The organism is Deinococcus pimensis DSM 21231, from assembly GCF_000519345.1.
Classification (GTDB): domain Bacteria; phylum Deinococcota; class Deinococci; order Deinococcales; family Deinococcaceae; genus Deinococcus_A; species Deinococcus_A pimensis.
The window spans coordinates 4,577-15,013 of record NZ_KI912618.1 but is presented as its reverse complement, the minus strand read 5'-3'; the positions used below and the strand labels follow the sequence as shown (position 1 = coordinate 15,013).

10 protein-coding genes are annotated in these 10,437 nt (G+C 69.8%); 3 read left to right on the top strand and 7 right to left on the bottom strand.

What is annotated here, in order from left to right:
- Window positions 1–25: 25 nt before the first annotated feature.
- From nusB to ligA, 3 genes are all read right to left on the bottom strand, one after another.
- Window positions 26–541, bottom strand: a complete 516-nt coding sequence (nusB, locus tag DEIPI_RS0101530) for a transcription antitermination factor NusB (protein ID WP_027480625.1) — start codon at window positions 539–541, stop codon at window positions 26–28.
- Entirely contained in the window at window positions 541–882 is a 342-nt protein-coding gene (locus DEIPI_RS0101525) for an Asp23/Gls24 family envelope stress response protein (RefSeq protein ID WP_027480624.1), read from the bottom strand. The genes nusB and DEIPI_RS0101525 overlap by 1 nt, the downstream gene beginning before the upstream one ends.
- A gap of 90 nt (window positions 883–972) precedes the next feature.
- On the bottom strand, window positions 973–2,979 hold the full coding sequence (gene ligA / locus DEIPI_RS27615) for an NAD-dependent DNA ligase LigA (protein ID WP_045233418.1): 2,007 nt from the start codon (window positions 2,977–2,979) through the stop codon (window positions 973–975).
- A 215-nt stretch (window positions 2,980–3,194) separates the two neighbouring features.
- Between ligA and DEIPI_RS0101510 the strand changes: the two genes are divergently transcribed.
- Window positions 3,195–4,304, top strand: coding sequence for a BMP family lipoprotein (locus DEIPI_RS0101510; protein WP_045233417.1), 1,110 nt, complete (start codon window positions 3,195–3,197; stop codon window positions 4,302–4,304).
- A gap of 58 nt (window positions 4,305–4,362) precedes the next feature.
- Here DEIPI_RS0101510 and DEIPI_RS41785 read toward each other — a convergent pair whose 3' ends face one another.
- Both DEIPI_RS41785 and DEIPI_RS27610 read right to left on the bottom strand, forming a co-directional pair.
- Window positions 4,363–4,488, bottom strand: coding sequence for a hypothetical protein (locus DEIPI_RS41785; RefSeq protein WP_281173171.1), 126 nt, complete (start codon window positions 4,486–4,488; stop codon window positions 4,363–4,365).
- 125 nt (window positions 4,489–4,613) lie between these two features.
- Window positions 4,614–5,462, bottom strand: a complete 849-nt coding sequence (locus DEIPI_RS27610; protein WP_045233416.1) for a phosphatase PAP2 family protein — start codon at window positions 5,460–5,462, stop codon at window positions 4,614–4,616.
- 84 nt (window positions 5,463–5,546) lie between these two features.
- Between DEIPI_RS27610 and DEIPI_RS0101495 the strand changes: the two genes are divergently transcribed.
- Window positions 5,547–7,106: an ABC transporter ATP-binding protein gene (locus DEIPI_RS0101495; protein WP_027480622.1), complete on the top strand. Its 1,560-nt coding sequence runs from the start codon at window positions 5,547–5,549 to the stop codon at window positions 7,104–7,106.
- A gap of 279 nt (window positions 7,107–7,385) precedes the next feature.
- Here the strand turns inward: DEIPI_RS0101495 and DEIPI_RS0101490 are convergent, their stop codons facing one another.
- Together DEIPI_RS0101490 and DEIPI_RS0101485 are read right to left on the bottom strand one after the other, a co-directional pair.
- Complete coding sequence (locus DEIPI_RS0101490) at window positions 7,386–8,081, bottom strand: zinc metallopeptidase (protein ID WP_027480621.1); 696 nt, start codon at window positions 8,079–8,081, stop codon at window positions 7,386–7,388.
- A gap of 101 nt (window positions 8,082–8,182) precedes the next feature.
- Entirely contained in the window at window positions 8,183–8,485 is a 303-nt protein-coding gene (locus tag DEIPI_RS0101485) for a stage V sporulation protein S (protein WP_027480620.1), read from the bottom strand.
- Between the two features lie 215 nt (window positions 8,486–8,700).
- Here DEIPI_RS0101485 and DEIPI_RS0101480 point away from each other — a divergent pair.
- Window positions 8,701–10,437: glutamate synthase central domain-containing protein (locus DEIPI_RS0101480; RefSeq protein WP_027480619.1), on the top strand; the 1,737-nt coding region annotated here is incomplete at its 3' end.

Below are 10,437 nucleotides of genomic sequence, written 5' to 3'. Positions count from 1 at the left end.
GGCGCGCCGCGCAGCTCACGCGCGGTCAAGCGTCCTCCCCGCCTTCCCCCGCGTCCGCCTCCCCGTCCGCGCTTCTCTCCTCACGCGGGGGCAGGGTGCGGGCGAGCCCGCCGAGCACGCCGTTCACGAAGCGGCCCGAGTCGTCGCCACCGAAGCGGCGCGCGAGCCGCACGGCGGACTCGATCACGACGCCGTGCGGCTGGTCGGTGTGCAGCAGTTCGAACGTGGCGAGCCTCATCACGTTGAGGTCCGTCTGCGCGAGCTGACCGAAGCTCCAGCCCTGGATGGTGCGGCGCAGCACGTCGTCGACGTTCTCCGCGTGCGCGGCGTAGCCCTCCACGAGGGACCGCCCGAAGATGAGGGCGTCCTCGCCGAGCGCGGCGTACGCCTCGTCACCGTCACGGGCCTCGCGCAGCGCGCGCTCCAGCGTCTCCGGGATGGGCTGCCCGCCCTGCGCGGACTCGAACAGCACGCGGAACGCGAACTCGCGCGCGGCGCGGCGGGTGTTGAGGGGGCCCTGCGCGTCTCTGCGGCGCGTCACTACGCCCCCCGGGGAAGCGTGAGGCCCTGCACGACGACGTTCACGGCGCGGACCTTCAGGCCCGTCATGAGCTCGACGTTCTCGGTGATGGCGCGCTGGACGTCCGCGCTGAGGTTCACGAGGTTGCGGCCGTACTCCACGTTGACGCCCACGTCGAAGGTGACGGCGCCCTCCTCGCGGGTGACCTTGAGGGACTTGGGGCGGCGCGCGGTGCGGGCGCCGCTGCCGCGCAGCACCTCGCCCACCTTGATGGGCGCGGTCGCGACTTCGAGGCCCTCGATGCGGTCGAGGGTGGTGCAGGCGATGTCGTAGAGGACGTTCTTGGAGATGTCGACTTCCATGGACCCTCCTGTGGTCAGGGGATGAGGCGGTGAATCGTGGGGCGTGCGCGCGTCAGCGGCCCGGCCCGGCATGCGGACCATTGTAGCCGCTCACGAAGAGGTGTCCGTGACGCCCCGCTCGCGCAGGAGCGCGTGGAGCGCCTCCTCGTTCAGGACGCTCACGCCGAGCTCCTCCGCGCGGGCGAGCTTGCTGCCCGCCTCCTCGCCCGCCACGACGAAGCTCGTCTTCTTCGTGACGCTGCCCGTGACGCGCGCGCCCGCGCGTTCGAGCAGGTCGCGGATCTCCTCGCGCGGACGCGACAGGGTGCCCGTCAGGACGAAGTTGAGGCCCGCGAGCTGCGTCCCGGCCTTCACGGCGGCGCTGCGCGTGTTCACGCCCGCCGCCTCGAGCCGGTCGATCAGGTCGATCATGCTGGGGTCGCGCAGGGCGCTCACGACGCTCCGCGCGATGGTCTCGCCCAGACCGGGAATGGCGGCGAGCTCCTCCTCGGTGGCGGCCATGACCGCGCGCAGGTCCGGGAAGTTCTTCTCCAGCGCCTGCGCGTTGCGCTCGCCCACGAAGCTGATGCCGAGCGCCGTGATGAGCCGCGCGAGCGGCCGGGTCCTGCTCTCCTCGATCTGCGCGAGGATCTTCGCGGCGCTCTTCTCCCCGAGGCGCTCCACGCCCGCGAGCGTGCCCGCGTCGAGACGGTAGAGGTCGGCGGCGTCCCGCACGAGGCCCTCCGCGTAGAGGATCTCCGTGATGCGCTCCCCGAGGCCGCGGATGTCCATCGCGCCGCGCGACACGTAGAAGCGCAGACGCTCGTACGCCTGCGCGGGGCACTTGGGGTTCGGGCAGACCGTGGCGGCGTCGCCCTCGGCGCGCACCGCCTCGTGGCCGCACTCCGGGCAGTGCGTGGGGTAGCGGTAGGGTTCGGCGCTCGCTGGGCGCAGTTCGGGCACGACGCGCAGGATCTCCGGGATGACGCCCCCGGACTTGTGCACCACGACCGTGTCGCCGACGCGCAGGTCCATGCGGCGGATGAAGTCCTCGTTGTGCAGCGTGGCGCGGCTCACGGTGCTGCCCTCGATGAGGCGCGGGGCGAGGTGCGCGAGCGGGTTGAGGCGGCCCGTGCGGCCCACGCTGATCGTGATGGCCTCCAGCGTGGTGAGGGCCTCCTCGGCGGGAAACTTGTACGCGATGGCCCACCTCGGCGCGCGGGACGTGAAGCCCGCCTCGGTCTGCGCGGCGAAGTCGTCGAGCTTGATGACGGTGCCGTCCGCGTCGAAGGGCAGCGTGGCGCGTCCCGAGGTCATCTCGTGATGGTACGCGGCGGCCTCCTCCGGACCGCGCACCCGGCGCGAGTACGCGCTCACCGGGAATCCGGCGGACTTGAGCCACTCCAGCAGCTCCCACTGCGTGCGGGCCGTGACGCCGTCACGCTTTCCGACCGCGTAGAACGCGGCCTCCAGTCGGCGTGAGGCGGTCACGCGGCTGTCCTTCTGCCGCAGCGCCCCGGCGGCGGCGTTGCGGGGGTTCTTGAGGGGCGGCTGGCCCGCCTCCTCCGCCTCCTCGTTCAGGCGCACGAATTCCGCGCGCGACAGGTACACCTCGCCGCGCACCTCCAGCTCGCCCCGGTGACCTTCCAGCGTGCGGGGGATGCCCGCGACGGTCAGCACGTTCGGGGTGACGTCCTCGCCGACGGTGCCGTTGCCGCGCGTGGCGGCCCACCGGAGTTCGCCGTCCACGTAGTAGAGGTTGACCGACAGGCCGTCGATCTTGAGCTCGCAGGTGTACGTGAAGTCCGTGCCGCCGCCCAGCGCGCGCGACAGGCGCTCCTGCCAGCCCGCGAGCTCGTCGTCGTCGAAGACGTTGTCGAGCGACGTCATCGGGGTGGGGTGGCGGATCGGCGCGAAGCTCGCGTTGGGGCTCCCGCCCACCTGCTGCGCGGGCGAGGAGGGCAGCGCGAGCTCCGGGTGCTCGGCCTCGATGGCGCGCGCCTCGCGGACGAGCGCGTCGTACTCCGCGTCGCTGATCTCGGGGTCGTCGAGCTCGTGGTAACGGCGGTTGTGGTACTCGATGAGGGAGATGAGTTCTGCGTAGCGCTCACGCGTCATGGCGCCACCATACCAGGGGCCGCCGCGCCCGGCGGGGGACCGTGAAGGCCGTCTCCGTGCTCCTCGCGTCCGGTGAGCCGTCGGTCAGCCACGCTTGTCAACCCTCTTAAGGAACGCTGTATACTGATCTTTGGGCATTTTCAACAGCGACAGGAACATCAAGGCGCAAACGCGCCCTGCGACCGTGCTGGCCGCCCTCCCAGGAGGAAGTCTTCATGACCAAGCTGAACAAGGTGATCGCCTTCGGTCTTCTCGCGCTCGGCGTCGCCAGCGCCCAGACGCCCGTGCGCGTCGGCATGGCCTACGACGCGGGCGGCAAGTTCGACCGCTCCTTCAACCAGAGCGCCTACGAGGGCTCGCAGCGCGCCGTCAAGGACTTCAAGGTCCAGACCAAGGACTTCGAGCCGACCGACCCCAGCCAGGTCGTGCAGGGCATCCAGTCCTTCGCGCAGGCCGGCTTCGACCTCACGATCGGCGTGGGCTTCAACAACAACGCGCCCATCACCACGGTCGCGAAGGCCAACCCCGACCTGAACTTCGCCCTGATCGACAGCGTCTCCGAGGCGCCGAACGTCCGCAACCTCACCTTCCGCGAGCAGGAGGGCAGCTACCTCGTGGGCTACCTCGCCGCGCTGAACAGCAGCACGGGCGTCGTGGGCTTCATCGGCGGCATGGACATCCCCCTCATCCACAAGTTCGAGGCGGGCTACAAGGCGGGCGCCAAGGCCGCGAACAAGAACGTCAAGATCATCGCGCAGTACGTGGGCACCACCCCCGACGCGTGGAACAACCCCGCCAAGGGCAAGGAGATCGCGTCCAGCATGAAGTCGCAGGGCGCCGACATCATCTACGCCGCCGCGGGCGCGTCCGGCAACGGCCTGATCGACTACATCAAGCAGACGCAGTGCCTCAAGGCCGCGCAGCTGCCCAAGGGCGTCACGTTCAAGAGCGACAACTTCAAGAACGTCGCCAAGAGCGCCAGCTACACCAAGGCCTGCGCGGGCAACAGCCGCCCGATGTTCTTCATCGGCGTGGACAGCAACCAGAACTACCTCGGGGACTTCGACAAGAACCCCAAGACCATGAACCACGGCCTGACCAGCATGCTCAAGCGCGTCGACGTGGCGGTCTACGAGACCATCAAGGCCGTCAACGCGGGCGCCTTCAAGGGCGGCACGCAGGAGTTCGGCCTGAAGGACAACGGCATCGCCTACGCCCTCGACCAGTACAACACGGCCCTCATCAGCAAGGCGCAGCAGGCGACCGTCGCGAAGGTCCGCGCGGACATCATCGCCGGCAAGATCAAGGTCCCCACGGACCGCTGAATCGCCGCGAACGAAGAACCCCCCGCCGTGGCGGGGGGTTCTTCGTTCCGGAGGTTCTTCAGGCGGCCAGCGCGACCGACACGAGGGCCAGCATGGGCGCCTCGGTGGAGGCGTGCTCGGGATGCCAGAACATCGACACCAGCCAGATCGCCACCGCGACCAGCACGGAAATCCGTACGATCATCCACGTCAATGCCCGCCCCGACGCTTTCATGTGCCCATGCTCCCGCGGGGACGTTTGGGCGGCTTGAGAGAGGCCCGCGCGGACCTTCAGCGGGTCTCGCGCGGGCCTTCACCTCCTCTTCGCAACTACGCGCTCGTCACGGTCGCCGGGACGGGCGTGGCGCGCGGCAGGCGCAGCAGGCGCGGCACGGCCTCCGTCGCGACGAGCACCAGCACCAGGTAACGCAGCGCCTCCACCACGCCCGTCTCGCGGATCTCGCGCGGGATCACCCGGAAGGCGAAGTACACCGCGAACACCAGCGCGAGCCCCACCACGGTGCCCAGCAGGCGCGGACCCCACGCCCGGTGCCCCTCGAAGGTGGTGCGCGTCAGCCAGAAGCCCGCCAGGAGGCCCATGCTCATCGACACGTACGCCACGCCGTCGAAGAGCTGCGCCGCGACGAGCGCGACCGCCGGGACCACGTACCGCCACACGCCCTCGGCCCTCGGCACGCGCACGGTCGCCGCGAGCGCCACGAACACCGCGCCCAGCGCGAGCCCGAGCAGCACGTCCGAGACGTAGTGCACGCCCAGCACCACCCGCGAGAGGCTCACGAGCAGCACCACCAGGGCCGCCACCGCCCAGAACACGCGCGAGCGCAGCGCGACCGCCGTGATGCCCCAGATGGTCGTGCTGATCTGCGCGTGCCCGCTCGGCAGGCCCGGCCCGCCCGCCGTGGCCCGAGCGGCCTCCGACGCGACGTCCGGGTTCACCACGAAGGGACGCGGCTCGTTGAAGACCGTCTTGAGCACCCCGTTCGTGAGCAGCGACAGCGCGAACCACACGCCGAAGTCACGCGCGCCACGCGGGTTGATCAGGAAGATGTAGAGCCCCATCAGGATGATGAAGGCGTAGTCGCTCCCGAGCTGCGTGACGGAGAGCCAGAAGCTCTGGGGACCGCCGAGGGCGGCCTGCAGGGATTGCACGAGATCCATGCGGCCATTGTGACAAAAGTGAGGGCGGGAGGAGCGGCACATGCCGACTCCGGCGGGCCGCGCGCCGGGCGCTACACTGACCTCATGACGGCACAGACGACCGCTGGAAACGCGACTCACCGCAGCGAGTACGCGATCGAGCTGCGCGGCATCACGAAGCAGTTCCCGCTGGTGCTCGCGAACGACAACATCAGCCTGAAGGTCCGCTGGGGCAGCGTGCACGCCCTCGTCGGGGAGAACGGCGCGGGCAAGAGCACCCTGATGAAGATCATCTACGGCATGCAGCCCCCCACCAGCGGCGAGATCGTCGTGGACGGCCAGCCGGTGAACCTGCACGACCCCAAGGACGCCATCCGCCTCGGGATCGGCATGGTGCACCAGCACTTCATGCTCGTCGACCCCCTCACCGTCACGGAGAACGTCATCCTCGGCTCGGAACCCACGGCGGGCGGCGCGATCGACTACCGCGGCGCGAGAAAACGCGTCGCGGAACTCATCAAACAGTTCAACTTCGACATCGACCCGGACGCCCGCATCGAGGACCTCCCGGTGGGCCTGCAGCAGAAGGTGGAGATCCTCAAGACGCTCTACCGCGGCGCGCGCATCCTGATCCTCGACGAGCCCACGGCGGTCCTCACGCCGCAGGAGACCGAGGAGCTCTTCGCGTTCCTCAAGGGGCAGTACGCGGCGGCGGGCAACTCCGTGATCTTCATCAGCCACAAGCTGCACGAGGTGCTGGAGATCAGCGACGAGATCAGCGTCATCCGCGACGGGAAGATGATCGGCTCCATCCCCACGGCGGGCGCCACGCCGCCCATCCTCGCGCGGATGATGGTGGGCCGCGACGTGGTGCTGTCCGTCGAGAAGGCCCCCGCGCGGCCCGGCGAGGTCGCGCTGGAGGTGCGGGACGTGAGCGTGCCCGGCGCGGCCGGGAAGCACGCGGTGGATCACGTGAGCTTCGACGTGCGCGCCGGTGAGATCGTCGGGATCGCGGGCGTGGAGGGCAACGGCCAGAGCGAGCTCGTGGAGGTCGTCACGGGCCTGCTGCGTCCATCGGGCGGCACGATCCGCTACGCCGGGCAGACCCTGACGAACCACACGGCGCGCGCGGTGAGCGCGGCGGGCGTGTCGCACGTGCCGGAGGACCGCAACGAGCGCGGTCTCGTGCTGGACATGAGCACCGCCGAGAACCTCATCCTCGGCGAGCACGACGACAAGCCCTTCGCGGGCCCGCTGGGACTGCTGGACCTGGAGCGCATCCAGCAGAACGCGCGAGAGCTCTCCGAACGGTACGACGTGCGTCCGCGCAGCACCAGCCTGCCCGCCGGGCAGTACTCGGGCGGGAACGCGCAGAAGCTCATCGTGGCCCGCGAGATGCGCAAGGGCCCCAAGATCCTCGTGGCGAGCCAGCCGACGCGCGGCGTGGACATCGGCGCGATCGAGTTCATCCACCGTCAGATCGTGGACGCGCGCGATCAGGGCCTCGCGGTGCTGCTGGTCTCCGCCGACCTCGGTGAGGTGATGAACCTCGCGGACCGCATCCTCGTGATGTTCGAGGGCAAGGTCGTCGGGGAGGTCGCCGCGCGCGACGCGACCGAGGAGAAGCTCGGACTGATGATGGCGGGTGTGACGCCGGGTCAATGAGTGGAGGGACGCGTCGACCTTCCAGGCCCGAACAGCCGGGACGGCCCGGCAGGCGAGGACCGAAGGCTGGACGGCCACCCACGAGGAAGCCCCGACCCATCCAGGGTCGGGGCTTCCTCACTCGTAGGAGTGGACTTCGGCCTCCGGGCCGCGTACGGACCGGGGCGGCCCGGTCCTCATGCCTGGAGCGGTGACGCGTCTCTGCACGCATGGGTGGCCGCGTACGGACCGGGGCGGCCCTGTCCTCATGCCTGGGGCGGTGGCGCGTCTCTCCGGGCCTCAGTCACTGCGCCGTCCGTTCGCGAGCGCGAGCAGGTTGAGCAGCTGCGCGAGCGCGATGGCGAACGCGGCGATGTACGTGAGGGCGGCGGCGGTGAGGACGCTGCGGGCGCCGTCCACCTCGCCGCGCGAGAGGTAGCCTCGCCCGGCGAGGTTCTGGAGGGCGCGGCGTGAGGCGTCGAACTCGACGGGGAGGGTGATGAGGTGGAAGAGCACGGCGCCCGCGAAGAGGATCACGCCGAGCCACAGCAGGCCGGAGAACTGCAGCAGGAGTCCGGCGAGCACGAGGATCGGGCCGAAGTTCGCGCCGATCATGAGGGGCGTGGCGAGCTGGGCGCGCAGGACGAGGGCGGGCATGCGGACCTTGTCCTGGATGGCGTGGCCGACCTCGTGCGCGGCGACGGCGGCGGCGGCGAGGCTGGGCACGCCGTAGTTCGTCTCGCTGAGCCGGACGACCTTGCGGATGGGGTCGTAGTGATCGGTGAGGCTGCCGGGCACCATCTCGACGGGAACGTGGGAGAGGCCGTTCTCGTCGAGGATCATGCGGGCGACCTGGGCGCCGGTGAGGTTGCGGGCGTTGCGGATGCGGGAGAACTTGCCGTAGGTGCTCGACAGGTAGCCCTGCACGAGCATGGACGCGAGGAGCAGGAGCAGGATCAGCGGGCCGTAAGGGCCCATGAACGAGAAGAAATCCATGTGGGTCCTCCGCCCTCAGGGTAGCGTCCGGGGGTGAGACGCCCGGGGGTCTCGACGACAATCGGGCGTCCCGCTGGGGACGCCCGAAGGGTGACTGGGGGTCAGATGTGGCCGGGGTCGTGCAGGACGGGGATGTCCTCGGTCCTGAAGCAGGCGATGGTGAAGCGCACGGCGGTGCGTTCCTCCTCCTCGAGGTCGAGCTTCACGAAGGCCGGCTGGGTGTTGAGGTCGAGCTGGTCGGGGACGATGTAGCCCCGGGCGATGGCGATGGCCTTGACGGCCTGGTTGACGGCGGCGGGACCGATGGCTTGGACTTCAACTTCACCTTGAGTGCGAAGCAAAGCGGCGATCGCCCCGGCGACGGCGTTTGGGCGGGATTTGCCGGACACGCGCAACGTTTCCACATTTACCTCCGAGACGAAGACACCGCTTGACGCTCCAGTGTAGGACGCGCCTCTTCATGAAGTCAATCTGGATTCTCATACGCGAGTCAGATTCACGATTCTAAATCGAGAAAGAACAAGCGTTTGGTAGTATATACAGCCTCTCAGCGATATTTCCGGGGTCTTCATGTATACTCTTGCAATCGTGTAGACGATACGCAAAGGAGAGGTGGAGCATGACCCGACGACCCGACCTGGCCCCACGAGAGAGCCTCTACCGACAAGCCGAGCGCGAACGGCTCGAACCCTCCTTCCCCGGCATGTTCGACGAGCTCGGCCACGACGCCTGCGGCATCATCGCCAACATCCGCAAGACGGGCGAGGCCACTCACGGCAACGTCGGACGCACGCTGGAAGCGCTCTCACGCATGGCCCACCGCAGCGGCGAGGTGCGCGGCGAGGGCGACGGCTGCGGCATCCAGACGGACATCCCCCGCAGGCTCTGGCGCCGCCTCCTCGACGAGGCGTCCCTCGACGGGCAGGCCGCCTACTCCCCGAACTTCTGCGTCGGCCACTTCTTCGTCCCGCAGGGACACAATCCCCGCGAGCTCCTCGACGCGATCCGCGCCGCCTCCGGACGCTACGGCCTGCAGGTCCTGCACGAGCGTCACGGCGCCGTCTACTCCCGCGCGCTCGGGCCCGTCGCGCGCCTCAGCGAACCCGTCTTCGTGCAGGTCGCCGCGCTCGTCGGCGGCGACACCATGCGGGGGCGCGAGGGCACCCTCTTCGAGCTCGCCCTCGAACTCGAACGCGCCCACCGCGTCCACGTGGTCAGCCTGTCGAGCGCGAGCGTCGTCTACAAGGTCCGCGGCAGCGCCGAGATCCTGGGGCGCTACTACCCGGACCTCAGCCACCCCGACTACCTCAGCGTCTGCTCCATCGGGCACAACCGCTACTCCACCAACACGCTCAGCACCTTCGAGCAGGTCCAGCCCTTCACGCTCCTCGCGCACAACGGCGAGATCAACACCATCGAACGCCTGCGCAAGGAAGGCCTGCAGCTCGGCGTGCCCCTCACGGGCGGCAGCGACTCGCAGGACCTCAACCGCGTCCTGTCCGGCTACCTCTACGACCACGGCCTGAGCCTCCTCGAGGCGGTCGAGAGCGTGTTCCCGCCCGTCCTGAGCGAGGTGCGCGCCTTCAGCAGCAGCCTGCAGGACGCCTACCTCGGCCTGCGCGCCGCCGGCGGTCCCCTCGCGCAGGGCCCCGCCGCGATCATCGCCCGCGCGGGCACCGAGTGCGTCTTCAGCGTCGACGCGCTCGGCCTGCGCCCCCTGTGGTTCGGCGAGACGGAGAAGGAGTACTTCTGGTCGTCCGAGCGCGGCGTCATCCCGCTCGGCAGCATGGTCCGCGACCCCGCGCCCTTCTCGCCCGGCGAGAAGATGGTCGCCTGCCTCGGCGACAACGTCGTGCGTCTCCACGCCAACGAGAACGTCCAGCGTCTCGTGCTGGAGCGCGTGCACGGCAAGAGCGCGGGCCTCGACGGGGCGCGCGTGCGGCTCGAAGGGCCCGGCGGCGACGTCGCGGAGGCCGACCTGCCCGAGCTGCCCCAGAACGTGCGCGTCGCGTTCGGCTGGGACCGCTGGGACGAGGAGTACGTCAAGAACCTCGCCGAGAAGGGCGCCGAGCCCATCGCCAGCCTCGGCTTCGACGGTCAGCTGCCCGCCCTGCGCGCGGAGAAGCCCAACCTCGCGGAGTTCTTCAAGGAGACGGTCGCGGTCGTCACGAACCCCGCCATCGACCGGGAACGCGAGATCGAGCACTTCAGCACCCGCGTCCTCGTCGGGCGGCGCCCCCTGCCCGGCTCCAGCGACGGGCACAGCGTGGAGCTCCTCACGCCCGTCCTCGCGACGAGCGCGAGCGTCGCGCGCGGGCACCGCACCCTCACGCTCGCGGAACTGCGGGGGCGGTTC

What these genes read in the sequence shown, in the direction of transcription:
- DEIPI_RS0101510 (WP_045233417.1), top strand. Translation starts at nt 3,195, where the DNA reads ATGACCAAGCTGAACAAGGTGATCGCCTTCGGTCTTCTCGCGCTCGGC.
- DEIPI_RS41785 (WP_281173171.1), bottom strand. Translation starts at nt 4,488, where the DNA reads ATGATCGTACGGATTTCCGTGCTGGTCGCGGTGGCGATCTGGCTGGTG.
- DEIPI_RS0101490 (WP_027480621.1), bottom strand. Translation starts at nt 8,081, where the DNA reads ATGGATTTCTTCTCGTTCATGGGCCCTTACGGCCCGCTGATCCTGCTC.
- DEIPI_RS0101495 (WP_027480622.1), top strand. Translation starts at nt 5,547, where the DNA reads ATGACGGCACAGACGACCGCTGGAAACGCGACTCACCGCAGCGAGTAC.
- DEIPI_RS27610 (WP_045233416.1), bottom strand. Translation starts at nt 5,462, where the DNA reads ATGGATCTCGTGCAATCCCTGCAGGCCGCCCTCGGCGGTCCCCAGAGC.
- ligA (WP_045233418.1), bottom strand. Translation starts at nt 2,979, where the DNA reads ATGACGCGTGAGCGCTACGCAGAACTCATCTCCCTCATCGAGTACCAC.
- DEIPI_RS0101525 (WP_027480624.1), bottom strand. Translation starts at nt 882, where the DNA reads ATGGAAGTCGACATCTCCAAGAACGTCCTCTACGACATCGCCTGCACC.